We start from the raw sequence: 22,823 nt of genomic DNA on the forward strand, positions 1-22,823 counted from the left end.
AAAAAAGAACGGATCATAACGCTCCGTTCTGCATATAACTATTTTGAAAACAATTTATTTTTGTTTTTCAAAAATTGCACGCCGGTATCCGGAAAGTCGGTAAACACACCGGTGGCGCCGGATTTATTCAACAACGCATCATACATTTGGTTCACATCGGTGAAGAAGTCCGGTAAGGCATCTTTACGCACGGTGTATGGGTGTAATTCAATCTTGTACTGCGCTAATTCTTTGACTAAAGGCGTATATTCGATTTTGCCCGGTTTGGATTTTTCTTTGTCGATCAACATATACCAACCCGGCCCCACACCATCGGCATATTTCACCACTTCCGCCATGGCGCCCGGTTTGAACATCCAATCGTAATCGTAGTTCACCCATTTGCCTTTGGCATCTTTTTCTTCGGTTTCATGCCAATCGGTGTAGGCAACTAATTGAACCAATTTCAAATCCATGCCCATTTTCGGTAACAATTCGGTTTTAATGCGTTTTAACTCATTAAAGTCGAAAGTTTGCAAGTAAACCCTGTCGGTTTTTTTGTCATAACCGTATTTTTTCAACACTTTAAGGGTTGCTGCGGCAATGTCTTTACCGTTTTTGTGGTGGAACCAAGGTGCTTTGATTTCAGGATAAATCCCCACTTTTTTGCCTGTCGATTTTTCTAACCCTTGAATAAATTCAAGCTCATCTTCAAAGGTATGAATCTTGAAGTGGGATTTCCAAAGCGGGAAACGTCCCGGATAAACGGCAACTTGTTTGCCATCTTTAGTTTCAAAGTTTTCTGTCATATTCAAACTTTGAATTTCTTTCAGCGTAAAATCGATCACATAATAACGACCATCTTTGCGGTGACGATTCGGGAATTTTTTCGCCACATCGGTTAATCCGTCTAAGAAGTGATCATGAATTACCACTAAACGACCGTCTTTTGTCATCGCTAAATCTTGCTCCAAATAATCCGCGTGTTGGGCAAAGGCAAGGGCTTTTGCTTCCAGTGTATGCTCCGGTAAATAGCCGCTGGCGCCACGATGGGCAATAATAATTTTATCCATATCATAACCTTTGTGATAATTTGCGCTACAACCGGCTAAAACGGTTGCTGCAATTAAGCTAAGGGCTAACGTTTTAAGTTTCATAAGCATTTCTCCTTGAAAGTGCGGTTGATTTTAGGCTTGTTTTTTATATCCCTCCCTCCGTTTACGGAGGGAAGTGCCGAAGGGGATGTGGCCCCCTTACGTCGCTTCGCACCACCTTCCCCCGCAAGCAGGGGAAGGCAAGTTAATTTGGTAGGTTTAAGACTCCTGTAGTTGAATTTTAGTTACAAAAAAGGCGACCAAGCATGATCTGCCTGCCGCCTTTTTTACGCTAATTATTTGGTACCGTAAGTATCTCCTAATTTCGCTTTGTGTTTGCCTTCTTCAATCATCACGATGAAGAGCAAGATGACCGCTAAGATACCACCGCCGATCATCACGTAAAAACCGCCGTCCCAGCCGTAGTGTTGGGCTGCCCAACCGATAACTGCTGATGCAGACACGGTACCGCCTAAGTAACCGAATAAACCGGTGAAACCTGCTGCGGTACCTGCCGCTTTTTTCGGTGCAAGTTCAAGGGCGTGCAAGCCGATTAGCATCACAGGGCCGTAGATTAAGAAACCGATTAAGGTCATCAAAATAAAGTCGGTTAATTGGTATGGGTTTTCATACCATGCGCTGTAGTTTGCAAGCTCAGCTTCCGGTGTTGCAGGGTTCATCCAGTATGTGGCTACCGCTGCGGTGGTTAAAATCATAAAGATGAAACCGGTTAAGCCACGTTTACCTTTGAATACATGGTCAGATACCCAACCGCAAAGTAATGTACCCGGAACGGCCGCCAATTCATAAATGGTGTATGCCCATGCGGTACCTTTGATGTTGAAGTGTTTCACTTCACTCAAGTAAACCGGAGACCATTTCAATACGCCGTAGCGGATTAAGTAAACGAACACGTTAGCAATGGCGATGTACCATAACAATTTGTTTTTCAATACATAAGTTACGAAGATTTCTTTTGCGGTTAAGTCATTTTCGTAAGTTTTTTCGTTATAGTCATCCGGGTAGTCGTTACGCCATTTTTCGATGGAGGGTAAACCACAAGATTGTGGGGTATCACGCATCACGAAATATACCGGAATTGCACAGATCATGGCAGCAATACCAGGATAGTATAAGGATTGTTGCCATACGTCTTTTGCTTGCGCTTCCACACCGTGAGTGCTGAAGAAAATCGCACTTGCCAATAACACCATCGCACCCGGCATCATACCGCCGATGTTGTGCGCAGTATTCCAAATGGACACGATAGTCCCTCGTTCGGATTTAGACCACCAGTGCACCATGGTACGACCACATGGAGGCCAGCCCATTCCTTGGAACCAACCGTTTAAGAAGATCATCACCCACATAATGGCGATGCCGGAAGTTGCCCATGGGAACACGCCCATTAAGGTCATACATAAACCGGAGAGTAATAAACCGAACGGTAAGAATACACGCGGGTTAGAACGGTCTGACATCCCCGCCATCACGAATTTTGATAAACCATAGGCTAAACCTGCCGCAGAACCGATAACCCCCAACTCAGCTTTTGTGTATAAACCAGCTTGAATTAAGCCCGGTTGCGCCAAGTCAAAGTTTGCACGCACAAAATAATAAGCAGCGTAGCCAAAAAAGATCCCGGCAAATACCTGCCAACGAAGACGTTTATAGGTGGAATCAATTTTGTCTGCCGGCAACTCTGCAATGTGTAGAGCCGGTTTAAATGGACCAAACATAAAATTCTCCAAATGTTCATTAAGTCAAATTGTCTTTTATGAAGAGCACGGTGGAATAATAAAAGAAATCCAAAAACAGAAAAGAATATTTATGGGATTTTGTGAGAAGTATCACAAAAATACCTGTCATTTGATTGTATGCGAAATGATAAAGCGCAAAAACCCAAAAGAAATATTCCTTTTTGCGCATAAAATGTAGGGGAATATGGGAATAAATAATTAGTTTTAGTTTTTTGGCAAAGAAAAAGTGCGGTTGTTTTTCAAGGTGTTTTTTGAGGAGAATATGAAACGATAAGACGAAAAGGTTTCCGTCTTATTCACGCTGGATGGCATTATTTTAAGCTCTGCCGCACGATTTCAAATAAACACACGCCGGTGGCAACGGAAACATTGAGAGAAGAAACGGAACCCATCATTGGAATGCTGATTAATTGGTCGCAGTGTTCGCGGGTTAAACGACGCATTCCCTCGCCTTCCGCGCCCATCACCAGGGCTAATGCGCCGGTCAGTTTGGTTTGATACAGCGTTTCCGTAGTTTCGCCCGCGGTGCCGACAACCCACACATTATGCCGTTTCTGCAATTCACGCAAGGTGCGGGCAAGGTTGGTCACACGAATAAGCGGCACATTTTCCGCCGCACCGCACGCCACTTTACGCGCGGTGGAATTCAATTGCGCCGATTTATCTTTCGGCACAATCACCGCATTCACGCCCGCTGCATCGGCAGTACGCAGACAGGCACCCAAGTTATGCGGATCCGTCACGCCGTCCAATACCAACAATAAAGGCGTATTTTGCTGTTCCAGCAAACGATCCAAATCATGCTCGTTTAATTCCGGTAAGGAATGCACGCGCGCAATAATACCTTGATGCACTTCGCCTTCGGCTTTTTTATCCAGCGTTTGGCGGTTTAAAAATTGAACAGAAATCCCCAAACGCTGAATTTCATTAATTAACGGTTGCAAACGTTGATCATCGCGTCCTTTTAGCGCCCAGACTTCAATTAAACGCTCCGGATAATGGGTCACAAACGCCTTAACGGCGTGGATGCCATAAATGGTTTCACTCATGCTTTGTTCTTCGCCTTCTTATTCTTAGCTGCGGCTTGCGGGTTCGTTTTAGAAACGCCATTATTTTTGACCGCACTTTTCTGTGGTTTCGTTTTTTTCTTTTCAACGGGTTGCTTTTTCGCTGACTTTTTAGAGGCTTCGGTTTCGGCTTTCTTCGCTTTGGTTCTCGCCGTTTTGCCACTGCGTCTTGGTTTACGTTCACTGTCAATCAGGGCAAAATCAATTTGTTTTTGTTCCAGATTCACCGCGTCCACCCGCACTTTCACCACATCGCCGATACGGAAAATCATGCCGCTATTTTCACCGATAAGACGCTGTTTCGGCATATCGAACAAATAATAATCGTTCGCCAGCCCGGAAATATGTACCAAGCCGTCAATAAATAAGTCGTTTAAGCGGACGAAAAAGCCAAAACCGGTGACGGAGGAAATCACGCCGTCAAATTCTTCACCCACATGATCCTGCATATATTCGCATTTCAGCCAATCCGCCACTTCCCGGGTGGCGTCATCGGCACGACGTTCCGTGGTGGAACAATGGACGCCGCAGACATCCATTTCGTCAAGCTGATAATGATAACCGCCGGTGTCGGTGGTTTTACGTTTGGAACCTTTCTTTTTCGCCAATAAGTATTTGATACTGCGGTGTAAAGTTAAATCGGGATAACGGCGGATCGGCGACGTAAAATGTGCGTATTCGCTCAATGCCAAGCCGAAATGTCCGATATTATCGGCGCTATACACCGCCTGGCTCATGGAGCGCAATAACATGGTTTGAATTAATTCGCGATCGGGGCGCGTTTGGATTTGTTCCAGCAACGCGGCATAATCCATCGGCGTCGGTTTATTGCCACCGCCCAGCGTTAAGCCACATTCCGCCAAGAAACTGCGAAACGCCGTAAGTTTTTCTTCCCCCGGCAACGCATGAATGCGATACAGCGCCGGTTCCTGATTTTTCTCCATAAAATTGGCGGCGGCAATATTCGCCAGAATCATACATTCTTCAATGATTTTATGGGCATCGTTGCGCACTACCGGCTCGATACGTTCAATACGCCCCAACGCATTAAAAATAAATTTACTTTCGATGGTTTCAAATTCGATGGCGCCCCGCTGCTGACGGGCTTTCACCAGCGCCCGATACATATCGTGAAGTTCTTGTAAATGCGGTACTAAAGGCGCGTAACGCTCGTAAAGTGCGGTGTCTTTTTCTAGTATTTTTGCGACTTTGTTGTAGGTTAAACGGGCGTGTGAGTTCATCACCGCTTCGTAAAATCGGTAGTCCGTCATTTTGCCTTTAGCGGAAAGCGTCATTTCACACACCATGCACAGCCGATCCACCTGCGGATTTAAGGAACATAGCCCGTTGGAGAGCTTTTCCGGCAACATCGGCACCACCCGATTCGGGAAATACACAGAGTTGCCTCGATTATACGCTTCCTGATCCAAGGCGCTTTTCGGTCGAACGTAATAGCTCACATCGGCAATCGCCACCCACAGTTTCCAGCCTTTGCCTTGTTTTTGGCAGAATACGGCGTCGTCAAAATCGCGGGCATCTTCGCCATCAATGGTCACCAGCGGCAAATCGCGCAAATCCACGCGCCCGCGTTTTGCCTCTTCCGGCACCTCTTCCTGCCATTTTTTAAGTTGTTTTTCCACCGCACTTGGGAACGCGTGAGGAATGTCATGCTTGCGAATGGCAATTTCCACTTCCATCCCTTTTGCCATGTTATCGCCGAGGATTTCGGTAATTTTACCGATCGGCTGGAAGAACGGGGCGGTGCGCGGGTTCAGTTCCACCACCACAACCTGCCCCATGCGCGCGCCAAGGCGGGCTTCGTCGGGGATTAAAATATCGCGTGTAATACGGCTGTCATCAGGCACCACATAACCGATGCCCTGTTCTAAGAAAAAGCGACCGACAATTTGCTTTTTGTTCGCCTCCAATAAACGCACGATGCGCACCTCAGGGCGACCTTTACGGTCAAATCCGTTGGCTTGGGCCAGTACGTAATCACCGTGCATAACTTTTTGCATTTGCACATTCGGAATGAAAAAATCCTCTTTTTTCCCTTCCACCTGCAAAAAGCCGAAACCCTCCCGATGCCCGATAACCATGCCTTTGAGCAAATCCAGTTTTTCCGGCAAAGCATAGCGTTTACGCTTGGTAAACACCAGTTGCCCGTCGTTTTCCATGGCGCGTAAACGGCGGCGCATGGCTTCCTGTTGTTCATCGTTGGAAATCGCCAGGGCTGCAAAAATCTCTTCTTTGCTCATGGGGGAGTTTTGCTTGCGGATAATTTGCAGGATAAATTCGCGGCTCGGAATCGGGTTGTCATATTTCGCCAATTCCTTTGCGTAATTCGGATCCTGCAAAGGGGATTTATTGTGTTTTTTCGCCATAATTTTTCATCAATCAAATAAAGTGCGGTCAGTTTACACCCTGTTTTGACTAAAGCAAGGGAAATGATATGACAAACGCGTGCCGCTGACCTTTAAGAAACCTTGAACGTAAAGGTTTTGCACAGATTTTTTTACCTTATTTATACAAAATTTTCTGTTATAACCCTGCATTTTTTGGTACATTTAGTACAATTTTTTTGACGCTCAAATGTGAGCATTCTTTATTCAATTCAGCTAAACGGAATTCCTATGCTATTTAAAAAAATTCGCGGTCTGTTTTCTAACGATCTTTCCATCGACCTGGGTACGGCAAACACACTTATTTATGTAAAAGGTCAGGGCATTGTCCTTGACGAACCTTCCGTAGTAGCCATTCGCCGCGATCGCAGCGGTTCCCTAAAAAGTATTGCCGCCGTCGGTAAAGAAGCGAAACAAATGTTGGGCCGTACGCCAAAAAGCATTGAAGCCATCCGCCCGATGAAAGACGGGGTTATCGCCGACTTCTTCGTCACCGAAAAAATGTTGCAGTATTTCATTAAACAAGTGCACAGCGGCAATTTCATGCGTCCGAGCCCACGCGTATTAATTTGCGTACCGGCAGGCGCCACCCAAGTAGAACGTCGCGCCATTAAAGAATCCGCAATCGGTGCCGGCGCCCGCGAAGTATATTTAATCGAAGAACCGATGGCGGCGGCAATCGGTGCGAAATTGCCGGTTTCCACTGCAACCGGTTCCATGGTGATCGATATCGGCGGCGGTACCACCGAAGTGGCGATTATTTCCTTAAACGGTATCGTCTATTCTTCTTCCGTACGCATCGGTGGTGACCGTTTTGATGAAGCCATTGTGTCTTATATCCGCAAAACCTTCGGTTCCATTATCGGCGAACAAACCGCCGAACGAATCAAAAAAGAAATCGGTATCGCCTACATTCAGGAAGACGATGAAATCAAAGAAATGGAAATTCACGGTTCTAACATTGCCGAAGGGGCGCCACGTTCCATTACGCTAAGTTCCCGTGATGTGTTAGAAGCGATTCGTCAACCGCTTAGCGGCATCGTTGCCGCCGTACGCACGGCGCTTGAAGAATGCCAACCGGAACACGCCGCCGATATTTTTGAACGCGGCATGGTGCTAACCGGCGGCGGTGCGTTGTTACGTAACATCGATGTGTTATTAGCCAAAGAGTCCGGCGTACCGACTATCGTTGCAGAAGAACCGTTAACCTGTGTGGCACGTGGTGGTGGCGAAGCACTGGATATGATCGATATGCACGGCGGCGATATTTTCAGTGATGAAATTTAATTTAAGCTAAACTCAACGAAAAGTGCGGTGAATTTTAACCGCACTTTTATTTAGCCCGGATTAAACAGAATGAAACCCATATTCGGTAAAACCCCTCCCTTAGGATTAAAACTTTTTTTTGCGGTCACCGCCTCTATCGGTTTAATCCTCTCCGACGGTCAAACCGCAGCCATGATTCAAACCCGTGGTTTTCTTGAAACGGCGGTGGGCGGGCTTTATTATTTAGCCAATACGCCGCGTACCGTACTGGACGGTGTGTCCGACAATTTGGTGGATACCAACAAGCTGCAAATCGAAAATAAAGTCTTAAAAACGCAGCTACGCGAAAAAAATGCCGATTTGTTATTGCTTGATCAGCTTAAAGTGGAAAACCAACGTTTACGTTTGCTACTCAATTCGCCCCTACGCATTGACGAATATAAAAAAATTGCCGAAGTGCTTACCGCTGAAATGGACGTTTACCGCCAGCAGGTGGTGATTAATCAAGGGCAGAAAGACGGTGCTTATGTAGGACAACCTATCATTGATGAAAAAGGCGTGGTAGGACAAATTATTTCTGTCGGTGAAAATACCAGCCGCGTGCTGTTGGTTACCGATGTAACCCATGCCATTCCGGTACAGGTATTGCGTAACGATGTGCGCCTGATCGCCAGTGGAACCGGGCATAGCGACGAACTGACGCTGGATAACGTGCCCCGTTCGGTAGATATTGAAAAAGGTGATTTATTGGTAACGTCAGGGCTAGGTGGACGCTTTTTAGAGGGCTACCCTGTTGCCGTTGTAGAGTCAATCTCCCGCGACGGACAAAATTACTTCGCCACCGTCACGGCAAAGCCTTTGGCATCCATTGATAAATTACGCTATGTACTTTTACTCTGGCCAACGAATGAAGATATGCGTAAAGCGAAATCCATCACGCCGGAAGAGGTCCGCAAAGCAGTGCAGCAACGTTTAGAAAATCAAGGTAGCGAAGCCAATAAAGTGAAAAAAGCTGTGGTACCGACTGAGAATAATGAGACGCTAAATACGCCTACTGATACGCCGGAAGATCCCCAACCGGAAACAGCGCCCGATACTTCGGGAGAAAATAATGCACCTGCACCGGTTATTCCGAGCGAACAACCACAGAGAGAAGAAAATTAATGGAAGGTCGTTTTATTTTTCAATGTTTCGTATTAAGCACGATTTTTATCATCGCCTTGGTGATGGAAATTGCGCCTTGGCCTGTGGGTTTTCAAAGTTTTAAACCGACATGGATCGTGTTGGTTTTCACTTACTGGACATTATCTATTCCACATAGAGTCAACATCGGTCAGGCATTCATTATCGGTATCATTTGGGACATGGTACTTGGTTCAACCCTTGGCATTCACGCATTGGTTCTTTCCGTTTCTGCTTATTTAATCACTACCTACCACCTGATTCTGCGTAACCTTTCCTTATGGATGCAAAGTTTGTTAGTTGTGGCATTAGTGTTTGCCGTTCGTTTAAGTATTTTCTTTATCGAATCACTCCTGCACGACGCCAGCTTTAATTGGCAGGAAATTTTCGGTGCCTTAATCAGTGGCATGCTCTGGCCGTGGATGTTTTTATTATTAAGAAAGGTCCGCTACCGGTTGGGAATTGATTAACGAATTGAAATAACAATTCGGCGTTAAAACGCATTTTTTTATGGCCGCATTTTATGTAGCTATGTAACGAAAAAGGCTTGGAATTCCCAAGCCTTTTTTAGTTTGTAAATTATTCACCCAAACGTTCTTTGATACGGGCAGATTTGCCTGAACGTTCACGCAGGTAGTAAAGTTTCGCTTTACGCACAGCACCTTTACGTTTCACAACGATGCTGTCAACAGCCGGAGAGTGAGTTTGGAATACCCGTTCAACACCAACCCCGTTGGAAATTTTGCGTAAGGTAAATGCGGAATGCAAGCCACGGTTACGAACTGCAATAACCACGCCTTCGAACGCTTGCAAACGACGTTTGCTACCTTCAACAACCCATACTTTAACTTCTAATGTGTCACCCGGACGAAAGCTAGGCACGTTTTGTTTTAACTGTTCTTGTTCAAGTTGTTTAATGATGTTAGACATTTTTTGATCCTTTTTGATCCTAGATTTAACTGAGTTTACCGTTATATTCGGCTTGCGCCTGTTTTAACAGCTTACGTTGTTCGTCAGTCAGAGCTAGGCCTTCCAGTAGCTCAGGGCGTCGTAACCATGTTCTCAATAACGATTGTTTCAACCGCCATTTGCGAATTTCTTCATGGTGTCCTGACATCAGCACGGGAGGCACGGCCAATCCGTCAAGCACTTCAGGGCGCGTATAATGCGGACAATCAAGCAATCCCTCGGCAAAGGAATCTTCCTCCGCGGAAGCCTGTTTACCGAGTACACCAGGAATAAAACGGGCAACGGCATCAATTAACGTCATTGCCGGCAATTCACCACCGGTTAATACATAATCACCTACCGACCATTCTTCATCAACCACGGTTTCAATCAACCGTTCGTCAATGCCTTCATAGCGGCCGCATAACAAAATCAATTTCTGATTTTGGGCTAATCCCTCTACACCCGGCTGGTCAAGTTTGCGACCTTGCGGTGAGAGATAAATCACTTTTGCGCCTTCGCCTGCTACCTTTTTTGCTGCGTCGATGGCATCCTTTAACGGTTGCACCACCATCAGCATTCCGGGACCTCCGCCGTAAGGGCGGTCATCTACGGTTTTGTGCTTATCGTGCGTAAAATCCCTCGGATTCCAGCACCGCACTTGTAACAGATCTTGCTTAACAGCCCTGCCGGTTACCCCATATTCCGTAATTGCTTTAAACATTTCAGGGAACAGACTTATTACCCCAATCCACATAATTTAGCCTTAATTCATTGAGCCTTATGTTAATGTTACCGCAAAGCGCTACGGCATACCTGAGATTAGAAACCAGCGTCCCAATCCACTGTAATCGTCTTAGTGGCGAGATCGACTCTTTTAACTACTTGTTCATACAAAAACGGAATTAACCGTTCTTGTTTTCCGAAAGCATCTTTTACGTTGGCTTTGACCACCAACACATCATTGGATCCGGTTTCCATCATCTCGGTCACCGTTCCCATGGCATAACCCGCCAGATTCACCACCGTACAACCGATTAAATCATGCCAATAGTAGTCGCCTTCTTTCAACTGCGGAAATACCGATAAATCCACACCGATTTCCACATTTGCCAGAATTTGTGCCGCTTCACGATCATCCACGCCTTTTAATTTAACGATCAGTTCGTGATTATGATGACGCCAGTTTTCCGGTTCTGTCGGTTGCCATTGTCCCTTGATTTTTAAAAACCAAGGTTGATAGTCAAAAATGCTTTCAGCTTGTTCTGTGGATGAATAAATGCGTAACCAACCGCGAATACCATAAGTCGAACCTAATTTGCCGACAGTTTCGATTCTTTGTTGTTGCATCTTCATCACCTCTTAAAAAGTAAAATTAAGCGGCTTTTTGCACTTCTTTTACTAAACTCGCGACGCGATCGGATAATGAAGCACCTTGTCCAACCCAGTGGTTAACACGGTCTAAATCAATACGAACACGTTCTGCTTTACCTTGTGCGATTGGATTGAAGAAACCAACGCGCTCAATGAAACGACCGTCACGCGGTGAACGGCTGTCAGCAACAACGATTTGGTAAAATGGGCGTTTTTTAGCTCCGCCACGAGATAAACGAATGGTTACCATAACCTTCCTCTAATAATTTGATTACAAAAAAGAAAACCCTCAAATATCGAAAGTTAAATGAGAGTTAAACTTACTTTTTTCTCTGTATATATAGACAAAAAGCCTGTGGATTTTACTCTTTTTCGCATAAAAAGCAAGCTGAAATCCATGTTCAGGTTCGGTGAGAAGAGGATTTTTTGCAATGAATGCGGAAAAAGTGCGGTTGTTTTTCCGAGTGTTTTTTAAGGCGTCATTTCTACAGCCCTAACACCTGTTTAATCAGTTGCTCTTTTCGCAGCCCCATTTTATTCGTTGCCGACAAGCCAAGCCCGATGATCGCCACTGAATACCTGCATCAGTAACAACATTTTAGCCACTCCCACTTTGCCTTCGTAATAACGCAAATAACGATATTCACCGAAACCAAAGCCGGATATGTTAATATTGTGAAATTTCCTGTTCTAAAGGTAAAAACACCAATACGCATTCGGGCTGAAAACTTGAATTTTGGTTCAATTAAGCGCACGTGTCCGCCATCAGTTTTTCAATATCGGCAATTTCTTTCGGCGCAGCGGAAGTGAGGTTTTTGTTGCCGTAGTTGGTAATCAGTAAGTCGTCTTCAATGCGAATGCCGATGCCTTTGTATTGCTCCGGAATATCAGCGTCTTTGGATAAATACAAACCCGGTTCCACCGTAATCACCATGCCCGGTTCCAACGTGCGACTGCGGTTTTCGCCGTATTCGCCCACATCATGCACATCCAAGCCGAGCCAATGCCCTAAGCCGTGCATATAAAATTCACGATAGGCTTTTTGTTCGATCAATTCATCCACATCGCCTTTCAGAATACCTAAACGCACCAAACCTTCGGTTTTAATGCGAATTACTTCCTCGTTCACTTTCGCAATGGAGCTGCCGGGCACCAACAATTCAATGGCGCGTTTTTGCGCTTGCAGTACGATGTCATAAATGGCTTTTTGCGCCTCGCTGAATTTACCGTTCACGGGGAAAGTGCGGGTAATATCCCCCGCGTACATGGCGAATTCACAGCCTGCGTCAATCAGCACCAAATCGCCGTCGCGCAACGGCATATTGTTTTCCGAATAGTGCAAAATGCAGGCATTTTTGCCGCCCGCAACAATGCTGTTGTAAGCCGGATAACGCGCGCCGAAGCGGTTAAATTCGTGTAAAATGTCACTTTCCACTTCGTATTCCAAACGGTTCGGACGGGTTTGTTGCATGGCTTTAATGTGCGCCAACGCGCTGATTTGCCCCGCTTGTTGCATCAGCGCAATTTCATTTTCCGATTTGAACAGGCGCATTTCGCCCAGCATGTACTTCCAGTTAAAAACACCGGAAAATTCCACTGCACTTTGCTCCAGCAACGCATCGCCCCAAGGTTGTTGCTTCGGTGCGTAGTAGAGTGCGGTCTGTTTTTGCGCTAAATTTTTAAACTGCGAAATAAAGTCTTCAATAGCATAAGCACTATCCACTAGTAGCGTCTGCGGCGCATTTTCCATGCCAAGGCGGCGACCGTTCCAAATTTCCAGCAATTTATCGGACGGGCGTAAAAATATAATCGCTTGTTGTTCACCTTGGTGTTTACGCAATAATAAAGCGGCATTCGGCTCATTAAAGCCGGTTAAATACCAGAAATAGCTATCCTGACGGAACGGGTAATCGCAGCCATCGTTGCGACGACGCTCAATATTGGAAAACACCAAAAACAGGGAATTGTCCTGCATTTGCTCAAATACTTTAGCCCGGCGTTGCGCGAATTCTTCCGGCGGTAACGCAGCCATATACGCGAGATCCATAGTTTGTCCTTATATTAATGTAAAGTCGGTTGTTTTTCTTCAGTTTGATTAAAATGGGTGAAAAATAAGGTGGCGATGGTGCGCACATACTCCACGATTTCTTCCACCGCCTGCGCCAGTTCTTCCGGGTCATCTTCATCATCATAGCCTAATTGGCAAATGTCGCGTAAATCTTCCACCGCTTCGCCGATGTCGCCTTTTTCTTTGTCCAAATGCGGTTGCGCCAAGCCTAAACCGAGCAAAAAGTGGTTCGACCATTCCGCTAAACCGTCTGCCTGTTCGAACACGTTTTCCGTTTCCGGCAGGCAAAGCTCAAAATCAAAACTTTCATTGTCGGCTAATTGGCGACGAATTTGCTGATAAATGTCGTTAATTTGCTGCAAAAGTGCGATGGGATAGGCGTGATTATCATTGGTGAATTGGTAAAGCAACGGTTGCCAGCTTTGATCCTGAACACCGTCACAAATTAAACCGCTCAAAAAGCCGTGTAATTCGGCGGCGGAAAGCGGAATGGAAGCTTGACGGAGTTGTTGATTCAGATGTTGATAAGAAATTGTTGTCATTGAAATTATCCTTGTTGAAATTGCCCTTAGTTTATCACTCTTCACACAAGGCGACCAATACTCCGCAGGGATTTTCAAGAGAATTTGCGAACGCTCACAACCGGTTTAGAAATTGGCAAGCTTTTCCGCCTGTGGCATAATACGCGCAATTTTGATTAATGGATTTGGGGCAAAAAATGTCATCGACGAAAAGTATTGAAATCTCCGTATTAGGGCAGCTGTTACGTTTAAATTGCCCGGAAGAACAACATGACGCATTACGCAGCGCCGCCCGGGAATTGGATCAGCGCGTGTCGGAAATGAAAGAACGCACCGGCATTCTGCAAGTGGATAAAGTGCTCTCCATCGTTGCCCTGAATTTAAGTTTTGAACTCATGCAGGAACAGAAAAAAACGCATTTAATTGAGGATGTATTGAAAAATAAAATCCTGCGTCCGCTGGATCATTCTCTCGAAAATATCGGTGCGCCGAAGTTCAATTCCTGAGAATTTCACCGTGATTTCAGATAACTAAAAGTATTCTGAGAAAAAGAATTTGTGCTAGTCATTAAACGTAATTTCGAGTAGTATTAAATAAAAGAATTTCCTGAGGTGTTCGCCAGTGGGTTACGTCCCTGAGCCGATACTTTTAATCTTATGAATTGGTTTCCTGTCATTGGTGTGCAGGCTTAGCTCGACTAAGAAGCCTAAAAATGATTTCAACTAATTCCCTTGAACCGTAGGGTTCAAGGACCGACCACCCGCAACGGCACCTCGGGGTCTCCTACCAAATAATACCTATGCAAGCACATCCTTCAACCGCCACAGTTCGTCAACAACTTCGTCAGCAAATGCGAAAAACGCGCAGAAAACTGACCGCACTTCAACAGCAACAAGTCGCTAAAAACATCACCGAACAGGCGTTAGCGCTCATTGAACAGCATCATGCGCAACATATCGGACTTTATCTTGCCTTTGACGGCGAAATTTCCACCCAACCGCTCATTGAACGATTATGGCAGCAAGGCAAAAATGTTTATTTACCGGTGTTACATCCGTTCTGTCGCGGGCATTTATTGTTTCTGCGCTATTTGCCGGACACCCCAATGAAACAAAATAAATTCGGCATTTTAGAACCGCATTTGAATGTGCAAAATGTGCTGCCGTTGGCGCAATTAGACATGATTTTCACCCCGCTGGTGGCGTTTGACAAACAGGGCAATCGCCTCGGCATGGGCGGCGGGTTTTATGATCGCACGTTACAACACCGACAACATCGTTTCATCGCCGTGGGTTTGGCGCATCAATGTCAGCAGGTAGAAACGTTGCCGGTAGAAAGCTGGGATGTGCCGTTAGAACACATTCTGGCGGGATAAAAAAGCAAAACCTCCGAAAATTCGGAGGTTTTTTGTTATTGTTGTGGCGCTTGAAGTTCCGGCTCTTTCGGTTTTTCCGGCTCGTCAAACTTCTTGCCTTCGTTCGCGGCAATCACCTTCGCCGTTTGATCCGCCAAATGCTTCAAGTTCATCTTTTCATAAGATTCCTTCATAAGCGGCAATGCGTCCAACGTAGCTTGTGTGTCCGGATACAGTTTTAACATCGACACCACGCGATTTGCCGTCGCCACATAGGCATCCCGTTTAAAATAGAACTTGGCAATTTCCAATTCATGACGGGCAAGACTGGCTTTAATGTAAGTCATACGCGCCAACGCGTCCGGCGTATAAGGGCTGTTCGGGAAATGATTAACTAAATTCTGAAAGTTGGCAAAGGCGGTTTTGATTGAGGTATTTTCACGGGTAGCGCGATCCACGCCGAAGAAATCCTGGAAGAAATTATCGCCCAAGGCGGAATTCGTTAAACCTGCCATGTAAAGGGCGTAATCCAAGTGACTGCTGTTCGGATAACGTTGAATGAAGCGGTCAATGGTTAGCAAGGTTTCGCTATAATCTTGAGATTTGTAGTACGCGTAAATTAAATTCAGTTGCACCTGTTCGCCGTAGGAACTGCCCGGGAAGCGGTTGCTTACCGCATTAAAATAACGAATGGCTTGGGAATAATCGCCATCCTGCAAATAGGTTTGACCGGTAGTATATAAGGTTTGCTCAGGGGCTTGTTCCACATCTTGTTTTGAACTTGAACATGCTGTTACCGCCAACGCCATGGCAGTAAGCAATGCAAAGGATTTAAGTTTACGCATTGGATAGAATCCTTATTTTTACGAAAAATGATAAATGGGTTACAATTGCCCGACATTGTATAGGACATTGCTAAATAAGCAAACTTGATTAACGGATTTTTTATTTATGGCACAAATTACTCTATCGGCGACCGTGCAATCGCATCAAATGGGACAACGTTTAGACCAAACCCTGGCGGAATTGTTCCCCGACTACTCCCGCTCCCGCTTAAAGACTTGGATCGAGGAAGATCTGGTGTTGGTTAACGGTGTTGTGCAAAATGTGCCGCGCAGTAAAGTTTACGGTGACGAGCAAATTGAAATTACCGTAGAAATTGAAGACGAAACCCGCTTCGAGCCGGAAAATATTCCGTTAAATATCGTGTATGAAGACGACGATATTTTGGTTATCAACAAGCCGAAAGATTTGGTGGTTCACCCGGGCGCCGGCAATCCGAGCGGCACGGTGCTGAATGCGTTGTTATACCATTACCCGCCCATCGCCGAAGTGCCGCGCGCCGGCATCGTTCACCGTTTAGACAAAGACACCACCGGCTTAATGGTGGTGGCGAAAACCATTCCCGCGCAAACCCAGTTGGTGCGCGACCTGCAAAAACGCAAAATCATCCGCGAATATGAAGCGGTTGCCTGCGGTATCATGACCAAAGGCGGCACGGTGGACGAACCCATGGCGCGCCACCCCACCAAACGCACGCACATGGCGGTACACCCGATGGGCAAACCGGCAGTGACCCACTATCGCATTATGGAGCGCTTCCGCGATTACACCCGTCTGCGCCTGCGTTTGGAAACCGGACGCACCCACCAAATTCGCGTACACATGGCACATATCGCCCACCCGTTACTCGGCGATCAAACTTACGGCGGTCGTCCTCGTCCACCGAAAAATGCAAGTGAGGAGCTGATGAGCGTATTACGCAACTTCAAACGCCAAGCGCTGCACGCCGTAATGTTACGCCTACAACACCCGATTAGTGGTGAAATGATGGAATGGTATGCGCCGCTGCCGGAGGATTTTGTGGAATTAATCACCGCCCTGAAAGCAGACTATGTGTTACACAAAGACGAACTGGATTATTAATATGCACGCAATCAACCCCAACTGGAACGCACCGCAGCAGATTCGGGCGTTCACCACCCTACGCCACAGCGGTGTGAGCCTTGCGCCTTATGATAGCTTCAATTTGGGCGATCATGTGGGCGATGATAAAAACGCCGTGAAAACCAACCGCACTTTATTGGTGGAAAAGTTTCACCTGCCGCAAATGCCCGTTTTCTTAAACCAAATTCACAGCACCAAGGTATTAAATCTGCCTTATCAGGGTGAAGATCTTAATGCCGACGCGGTTTACACCGACCAGCAGAACCAAGTCTGTTTAGTCATGACCGCCGATTGCCTACCCGTATTATTTACCAATCAAAACGGCACGGAAGTCGCCGCCGCCCATGCCGGTTGGCGCGGATTATGTGATGGCATATTAGAACAAACCGTCGCCCGATTCCGATGCCCGACCGATGAAATCTTAGCCTGGTTAGGACCGGCAATCGGACCGACTGCGTTCCAAGTGGGGCAGGAGGTGATCGATCAATTCGTGGCGCAGGATCCCAACGCCAAACAGGCATTCATCGCCGATCCGAAAGAAAACGGCAAATTCCTCGGCAACTTATACCAAATCGCCACCCAACGTCTCAACGCCCTCGGCATCACCCAAATCAGTGGTGGAGAACATTGCACTTACCTTGAAGCGGATAAATTCTTTTCGTATCGACGGGATAACGCCACAGGTAGAATGGCGTCGGTGATTTGGATTGGGGAATAAAATCCTCATTTTGATCCAAGTGATGAGTTAGTCTGGATTAAGTAATCATTCTCCCTTAGAAAATTGAAAACAGCCCCAAAGGGGCTGAACCAAGCGTAACCGTGGGTAAATTTACCCACGGCAATTTCAAAATCCATCGCGAATTTCGACCGCACTTTTTATCTCCACATTAACGCTTTCCTTCCGTCTGTTTGATTTCCGGGGTGGTGTATAAGCGATGTTTGTACAAATAACTGCCTAACAGCGCGTGCGCCAAGGCTTCTTTCACCATGGCTGGCGGGACTTCCTCTTCCGTTAAGGTTTCAGTGGTTTTGTCATAGCGGTAGGTTTTGGCGCCCACTTTCGGGAACTGAAGCACCACGTCGTTGCCGCGCATGAGCGCCTGCACTTGGTCATACTGCATGATGGCGCGGTTCGGGTCCGTTCGGTTTGGTGAGGTCGTAGCCGATCATCGGGTAATCGCCGCTGATGTCCGCCAAGGAAAGTAAAGTGGTCGGCATATCGAATTGGCTGACCAAACGGTCATCGCGGTGCGGTGCAATGCCGTCGCCCAGAATTAACGCCGGGATGTGGAAATGTTTAATCGGCATCAGGCTGGCGCCGGCAACGCGGGAGTCGTGGTCGGCAATCACCAAGAAAATGGTGTCTTTCCAGTAATTAGATTCCTTCGCCAATTTGAAGAAATGCCCGATGGCGTAATCGGCGTATTTTGCCGCATTGTTGCGGGTGGCTTTTGGCTGTTCGTAAAGCTCAATTTTGCCGTCTGGAAATTCAAACGGGTCATGGTTGCTGGAACTGAACACCAGACTGAAGAACGGCTTGCCTTCTTTTTGTAATTGGGTGAAGGTCTCGTTGGCTTTGGTGAACAGGTCTTCGTCGCTCACGCCCCAGGTGCCGGTAAAGGTCGGATTTTGATAATCCATTTGGTCGATAATGCGTTTGAAGCCGTTGCCGTAGAAAAAGCCCGCCATGTTGTCGAAGTGTTTTTCTCCGCCGTAAATAAAGGAAGTGTCATAGCCCCGTTGGCTTAATAATTGCGCTAAGGTGAAAAAGCCGTTTTGGCTGTTATTCAGTTTCACCACGGCGCGCGCCGGTGTTGGCGTGAAGCCTGCGGTCACCGCTTCAATGCCGCGTACGGAGCGGGTGCCGGTGGCGTATAAATTATCAAAAAGCCAGCCTTGCTGCGCCAGTTTGTCAAATGCCGGCGAAAGCGGCAAACCGCCTAAGGTGCCGATAAATTGCGCGCCGAAACTTTCTTCCAGAATAATCACGATAATTTTCGGTTTGCCCTGATAAGTGGCTTGATTACGGGTCAGCGTCGGAAATTCATCGGAAATATAAGCCTCCACCGGGCGGCTGCCGCTTTTCTTGATAATGTCCAGCATTTCCGCCGTTTCCATTTTGCCGTAAGATTCGGAAGACGTGCCTTCGTCTTTAAATTGCTGTGCCGCATAAATCACGGAATAGCCCGAATTCAGCACCAAGGAATTGACCATGGCGTCGGAAGAAAATGCCACCATCGCCGGGTTAATGCCGCGATGTTGCAGGCTGGAACGGGCGCCGAGAAAACTAACGGCAATCACCAATAACGCCACCAACGGGCGCCATTTCCAACTCATCTGCTGCATATCTCGCACCGCGCGACCGGCAAGCTTCCAATAAACCACCGCAGCAATTACCGTGAAAACGAGGCTCAAAATGACCGCACTTAAATGCCCTTCCATCAGCATGGTGAACACTTCTTTCGGGTAAATCAAATATTCGATGAACAGGCGGTTCGGGCGGTAATCGTAGGTATTGATGAAGGCGGGCGTGGAGAGTTCCATAAATAAAATGAACACGCTGCCGACAGTTAACCAGACGCGTAAAATGCCTTTCCAGATACGCCCTAAAGTGTTGTCATGATAGAACAATACGCTGAATAGTGCCGGCACACCGAACAGGTAGCACAAGGACACAATGTCCATACGTAAGCCTTGTAAAAACAGTTCGCCCCAGCCGTGGACGGCGTTGACGCGCTCTATTTGCCACAAAGACAGCCCAAGACGGGATAAGGTGAAAACAATCAGGTTAAGAAGACAAAAGAAAAAAATCGGATACAGCAAAGAATGCATTTTTTCCGTTTTAAACAGTTGACGTGACATGTCAATTCTCCAAATGCAAAAAATCCGCCCATGCGCTTTGGCGCAGGAACGGGTTCATCATAATTTATTCGATCCAATGAACAATTTCATTAAGCGGTTTGCGTGCTTTCGGGCGTATGTCTTTGGCACGATAGCCGAAGGTTACCGCCACGGAAACCGCATATTTGTCCGCATTATAAGCGCCGGTTTGCGCCAGAATACGGTTCACTTCCGCATAGTTAAAGCCTTCAATCGGGCAGCTGTCGATGCCGATAAGTGCAGCGCCGGTCATCATGTTGGCAAGGGCAATATAGGTCTGTTTGCTTGCCCAGTCGAATAAAGTGCGGTCGTTTTCTAAGACGTTTATATGTTGGGTTTGGAAACGCTGGTAGGTTACCATGTTAGTTTGAATTTGCTCCTCCGTTAAGCCGCGACGCTCAAGATTTGCACGGAAATCTTCGGAATCATAACGCATATTTTTATTGGCTAAAATCACTACCACATGGCTGGCGTCGTCCAGTTGGGTTGCCATGCCCCAGCTCACCGGTTTTAAAGCTTGACGTAATTCAGGATTTTGGATCACCAAAAACTGCCAAGGTTCGGAGCCTACTGAGCTTGGCGACAAGCGTCCGAGTTCTAAAATATAGTCGAAATCTTCTTTGCTGATTTTGCGGGCGGGATCGTAATAGCGCGTGGCGCAACGAAAATGGAACGCGTCTAATACTTGCTGTTTGGTCACGCTCATTGCAGTCTCCTTTCAATAACATAATGAGAAATAAGAATAAATTGTCATTCGGCTGCTCATTTTCCGCTTATTTCGTTTTCTGTCCAGTAAAAACGTTGTCATTTTTGACCGCACTTTTACGGCGTTAAGTAAGGTTCAATTTGCGGCGGAATGACTTTGGGACTAGGAATTAGAACCTGTTTATGGCGATTAAGTTCGCCTTTTTCCAATACAATGCTGCTTTTCGGTACTTTGAAAAGTTTACTGAGGAACTTGAGAAGATGGGCGTTTGCCTGCCCATCTACAGGTGGGGCGGTAATGCTGATTTTCAATTCGTCATCATGCAATCCGACAATCTGATTTTTGGCGGCTTTCGGTTGTAAGAAAATTCTCAGGCGCAAATTCGCGCCCTTTCGTTCTACTGCCGCCATGTTGTTGACCTTGAAGTAATTGCCTTAAAACGCTGCGGCGACCCAAAGTCCGCCGAATACGTCGTATAACACGCGGTTAAGCAGATACAACACAAAAACCACTACCATCGGCGAAAAGTCGATCATGCCGGTATTCGGCAGGATTTTACGAACCAGGCGTAACACCGGTTCGCTTAATTGATACAAAAGATATTGGGTTTGACCGGCGCCACGATTAAACCAGCTTAGAATAGCGCCCACCAACAACACATAAAAAATCGCTTCGCCGATACTATGCACCACGCTTAACACGCCGATAATGGCATATTCAAACAGGGACGCGGCTCCGATGGTGCTGAACAGATTCAACAACGGGAATTTCACCAATCCCAAAATAAAACACGCTAATAAAGTGGCGGTGTTCACTCCCTTGACCGTCGGCGCCAATTTGCTTAACGGCACCACCACCGGCTGAGTGGCTTTGACTAAGGCTTGCGATAACGGATTATAAAAATCCACGCCCGCCAGTTGAAACCAAGTGCGTAAAATTAAAATGAAGCTATATACGCTAATTGCCGTCGCAATAAGAAATTGAATTGAATTCATGCTGTTTCCTTAAAATTATAACCAGCCTTTACGTTTGAAATACCAATACGGCGCAAACGCCGCCAGTGCCATTAAACCCAATGCCATCGGATAACCAAATTTCAGTCCCAGCTCCGGCATATCGCTGAAGTTCATGCCGTAGTTGGATGCCACCAATGTCGGCGGTAGAAAAATTACCGACACAACGGAGAAGATTTTAATAATGCGGTTCTGCTCAATATTAATGAAACCCATCGCGGCTTGCAGTAGGAAGTTCACTTTTTGGAACAGGGATTCATTATGCGGTTGTAAGGACTCAATGTCTCGTAAAATTTCACGCGCCTGCTCCAACTGGTTCGCCGGTAAGCGGGTTTTGCGCACCAAAAAACTTAACGCACGTTGCGTATCCATCAAACACAAACGCACTTTGGAACTGGTGTCTTCTTGTTCCGTTAAGGTTGCCAGGGCTTCGTCGAAGGCTTCCCCTTGGGTGCCGTCCAACACCACACGGCTTAATTTTTCCAAATCCGCGTACACGTTTTCAATCACATCCGCCAGCTGCTCGATTTTAGTTTCAAACAAATCCAGCAATAATTCATAGGAATTACATTCAATTAAACGCTGATTACGGGAACGCATACGATATAAACGGAACGCCGGTAATTCGCGATCACGCAGGGTAAACAAACGCCCGTCGCGAATGGTGAACGCCACGCTGGCTAAATCCGCATAATCGTTTTCATCTTCACAATAAAAGAACGAGTGCAGGTGCAAACCGTCTTCGTCTTCAAAAAAACGTGCAGATGCCTCGATGTCTTCCAATTCCAGAAAGGATGCCAAACTCTGACCCAAACTTTCCTGCAACATTTCACGCTCTTCCACGGTCGGTTCCAGTAAATCGATCCAAATGGCGGTATTTAACGGCTCGGTGGTTTCATCAATGCGAACCAGACGAGCATCTTCAAGGGCAAAGGCATTTATCATTTTGTCATACTCCCGATTGGATAATGCACAACGCGATGAACAACGATCAAACGAATAAATTACAGACAACAACGAAAGGGCGGTCGTTTTTACGCGTGTTTTTTAACGACAAAAAGCTAACGACAAAAAAGTGAGCTGTAATAGATGAATCTTTTGCAAATTTTCGTTTGGCGAAAAAGATGCCGAAAAAGAGAAAGGTAAAAGATACTTACCCGCGAAACTATCGCCGATAAGTGAGACGGGCGATAGTTACAGTGAAAACTCCGTTCGGTATCGACTGTGACTGTCCAAAGTGTGTGTCCTCTTGTTACTAAATC

Annotated in this window: 22 protein-coding genes, 1 other RNA gene and 1 pseudogene; 8 read left to right on the forward strand and 16 right to left on the reverse strand. The window is 46.4% G+C overall.

Annotation, left to right across the window (positions count from 1 at the left end; translation table 11 throughout):
• Positions 1 to 38: 38 nt before the first annotated feature.
• The 4 genes from glpQ to rnr all read right to left on the reverse strand — a co-directional run bounded on the left by glpQ (position 39) and on the right by rnr (position 6,284).
• Positions 39 to 1,136 carry a glycerophosphodiester phosphodiesterase gene (glpQ, locus tag LIN98_RS02720; protein ID WP_148326225.1) on the reverse strand — a complete coding sequence of 366 codons (1,098 nt, stop codon included), beginning with the start codon at positions 1,134 to 1,136 and terminating at the stop codon, positions 39 to 41.
• A gap of 233 nt (positions 1,137 to 1,369) precedes the next feature.
• On the reverse strand, positions 1,370 to 2,812 hold the full coding sequence (glpT, locus tag LIN98_RS02725) for a glycerol-3-phosphate transporter (protein ID WP_005570215.1): 1,443 nt from the start codon (positions 2,810 to 2,812) through the stop codon (positions 1,370 to 1,372).
• Between the two features lie 332 nt (positions 2,813 to 3,144).
• Positions 3,145 to 3,882 (reverse strand): 23S rRNA (guanosine(2251)-2'-O)-methyltransferase RlmB, encoded by a 738-nt coding sequence (rlmB, locus tag LIN98_RS02730; RefSeq protein ID WP_005570218.1) that lies wholly within the window; start codon positions 3,880 to 3,882, stop codon positions 3,145 to 3,147.
• Complete coding sequence (rnr, locus tag LIN98_RS02735; RefSeq protein WP_050846304.1) at positions 3,879 to 6,284, reverse strand: ribonuclease R; 2,406 nt, start codon at positions 6,282 to 6,284, stop codon at positions 3,879 to 3,881. Before rnr ends, rlmB begins: the two co-directional genes overlap by 4 nt.
• 249 nt (positions 6,285 to 6,533) lie before the next feature.
• On the opposite strand from rnr, the gene LIN98_RS02740 reads away from it, so the two are divergent.
• The 3 genes from LIN98_RS02740 to mreD all read left to right on the forward strand — a co-directional run bounded on the left by LIN98_RS02740 (position 6,534) and on the right by mreD (position 9,220).
• On the forward strand, positions 6,534 to 7,589 hold the full coding sequence (locus LIN98_RS02740) for a rod shape-determining protein (RefSeq protein ID WP_005540797.1): 1,056 nt from the start codon (positions 6,534 to 6,536) through the stop codon (positions 7,587 to 7,589).
• A gap of 69 nt (positions 7,590 to 7,658) precedes the next feature.
• A complete protein-coding gene (gene mreC, locus LIN98_RS02745; RefSeq protein WP_005540796.1) occupies positions 7,659 to 8,732 on the forward strand; it encodes a rod shape-determining protein MreC in 1,074 nt (357 codons plus the stop codon).
• Positions 8,732 to 9,220 (forward strand): rod shape-determining protein MreD, encoded by a 489-nt coding sequence (gene mreD / locus LIN98_RS02750; protein ID WP_005544893.1) that lies wholly within the window; start codon positions 8,732 to 8,734, stop codon positions 9,218 to 9,220. The genes mreC and mreD overlap by 1 nt, the downstream gene beginning before the upstream one ends.
• Positions 9,221 to 9,329: 109 nt before the next feature.
• Here the strand turns inward: mreD and rplS are convergent, their stop codons facing one another.
• The 6 genes from rplS to LIN98_RS02780 all read right to left on the reverse strand — a co-directional run bounded on the left by rplS (position 9,330) and on the right by LIN98_RS02780 (position 13,682).
• Positions 9,330 to 9,680 carry a 50S ribosomal protein L19 gene (rplS, locus tag LIN98_RS02755; RefSeq protein WP_005540794.1) on the reverse strand — a complete coding sequence of 117 codons (351 nt, stop codon included), beginning with the start codon at positions 9,678 to 9,680 and terminating at the stop codon, positions 9,330 to 9,332.
• A 25-nt stretch (positions 9,681 to 9,705) separates the two neighbouring features.
• Positions 9,706 to 10,455: a tRNA (guanosine(37)-N1)-methyltransferase TrmD gene (trmD, locus tag LIN98_RS02760; RefSeq protein ID WP_005544895.1), complete on the reverse strand. Its 750-nt coding sequence runs from the start codon at positions 10,453 to 10,455 to the stop codon at positions 9,706 to 9,708.
• A gap of 65 nt (positions 10,456 to 10,520) precedes the next feature.
• The gene (rimM, locus tag LIN98_RS02765; protein ID WP_005544897.1) at positions 10,521 to 11,048 is read right to left on the reverse strand and encodes a ribosome maturation factor RimM; all 528 of its coding nucleotides are present in this window, start codon (positions 11,046 to 11,048) and stop codon (positions 10,521 to 10,523) included.
• Positions 11,049 to 11,073: 25 nt separating this feature from the next.
• A complete protein-coding gene (rpsP, locus tag LIN98_RS02770) occupies positions 11,074 to 11,322 on the reverse strand; it encodes a 30S ribosomal protein S16 (RefSeq protein WP_005540791.1) in 249 nt (82 codons plus the stop codon).
• 495 nt (positions 11,323 to 11,817) lie between these two features.
• A complete protein-coding gene (pepP, locus tag LIN98_RS02775; protein ID WP_005570227.1) occupies positions 11,818 to 13,119 on the reverse strand; it encodes a Xaa-Pro aminopeptidase in 1,302 nt (433 codons plus the stop codon).
• 14 nt (positions 13,120 to 13,133) lie between these two features.
• Positions 13,134 to 13,682 carry a YecA/YgfB family protein gene (locus tag LIN98_RS02780; protein WP_249856154.1) on the reverse strand — a complete coding sequence of 183 codons (549 nt, stop codon included), beginning with the start codon at positions 13,680 to 13,682 and terminating at the stop codon, positions 13,134 to 13,136.
• 176 nt (positions 13,683 to 13,858) lie between these two features.
• On the opposite strand from LIN98_RS02780, the gene LIN98_RS02785 reads away from it, so the two are divergent.
• From LIN98_RS02785 to LIN98_RS02795, 3 genes are all read left to right on the forward strand, one after another.
• Positions 13,859 to 14,167, forward strand: coding sequence for a cell division protein ZapA (locus LIN98_RS02785; RefSeq protein ID WP_005589964.1), 309 nt, complete (start codon positions 13,859 to 13,861; stop codon positions 14,165 to 14,167).
• Between the two features lie 94 nt (positions 14,168 to 14,261).
• A non-coding RNA gene (gene ssrS, locus LIN98_RS02790) (6S RNA) lies at positions 14,262 to 14,445 on the forward strand.
• A 15-nt stretch (positions 14,446 to 14,460) separates the two neighbouring features.
• Positions 14,461 to 15,036 (forward strand): 5-formyltetrahydrofolate cyclo-ligase, encoded by a 576-nt coding sequence (locus tag LIN98_RS02795; protein WP_005544906.1) that lies wholly within the window; start codon positions 14,461 to 14,463, stop codon positions 15,034 to 15,036.
• 35 nt (positions 15,037 to 15,071) lie between these two features.
• On the opposite strand, the gene LIN98_RS02800 is transcribed toward LIN98_RS02795, so the two are convergent.
• Entirely contained in the window at positions 15,072 to 15,860 is a 789-nt protein-coding gene (locus tag LIN98_RS02800; RefSeq protein WP_005544908.1) for an outer membrane protein assembly factor BamD, read from the reverse strand.
• 106 nt (positions 15,861 to 15,966) lie between these two features.
• Between LIN98_RS02800 and rluD the strand changes: the two genes are divergently transcribed.
• Together rluD and pgeF are read left to right on the forward strand one after the other, a co-directional pair.
• Positions 15,967 to 16,941 (forward strand): 23S rRNA pseudouridine(1911/1915/1917) synthase RluD, encoded by a 975-nt coding sequence (gene rluD, locus LIN98_RS02805; RefSeq protein WP_005544910.1) that lies wholly within the window; start codon positions 15,967 to 15,969, stop codon positions 16,939 to 16,941.
• 1 nt (position 16,942) lies between these two features.
• On the forward strand, positions 16,943 to 17,680 hold the full coding sequence (pgeF, locus tag LIN98_RS02810; RefSeq protein ID WP_005544912.1) for a peptidoglycan editing factor PgeF: 738 nt from the start codon (positions 16,943 to 16,945) through the stop codon (positions 17,678 to 17,680).
• A gap of 169 nt (positions 17,681 to 17,849) precedes the next feature.
• Here the strand turns inward: pgeF and LIN98_RS02815 are convergent.
• The 5 genes and pseudogenes from LIN98_RS02815 to corA all read right to left on the reverse strand — a co-directional run bounded on the left by LIN98_RS02815 (position 17,850) and on the right by corA (position 22,506).
• A pseudogene (locus LIN98_RS02815) lies at positions 17,850 to 19,824 on the reverse strand (LTA synthase family protein).
• A 64-nt stretch (positions 19,825 to 19,888) separates the two neighbouring features.
• Positions 19,889 to 20,548, reverse strand: a complete 660-nt coding sequence (locus LIN98_RS02820; RefSeq protein WP_005567091.1) for an NAD(P)H-dependent oxidoreductase — start codon at positions 20,546 to 20,548, stop codon at positions 19,889 to 19,891.
• A 116-nt stretch (positions 20,549 to 20,664) separates the two neighbouring features.
• Positions 20,665 to 20,958 carry a DUF167 family protein YggU gene (gene yggU / locus LIN98_RS02825; protein WP_005567089.1) on the reverse strand — a complete coding sequence of 98 codons (294 nt, stop codon included), beginning with the start codon at positions 20,956 to 20,958 and terminating at the stop codon, positions 20,665 to 20,667.
• Positions 20,959 to 20,982: 24 nt separating this feature from the next.
• On the reverse strand, positions 20,983 to 21,543 hold the full coding sequence (locus tag LIN98_RS02830; RefSeq protein ID WP_005567087.1) for a YggT family protein: 561 nt from the start codon (positions 21,541 to 21,543) through the stop codon (positions 20,983 to 20,985).
• A gap of 15 nt (positions 21,544 to 21,558) precedes the next feature.
• A complete protein-coding gene (gene corA / locus LIN98_RS02835; RefSeq protein ID WP_005567086.1) occupies positions 21,559 to 22,506 on the reverse strand; it encodes a magnesium/cobalt transporter CorA in 948 nt (315 codons plus the stop codon).
• Between the last annotated feature and the right edge of the window lie 317 nt (positions 22,507 to 22,823).

It is taken from the genome of Aggregatibacter actinomycetemcomitans (assembly GCF_023518055.1).
Lineage (GTDB): Bacteria > Pseudomonadota > Gammaproteobacteria > Enterobacterales > Pasteurellaceae > Aggregatibacter > Aggregatibacter actinomycetemcomitans.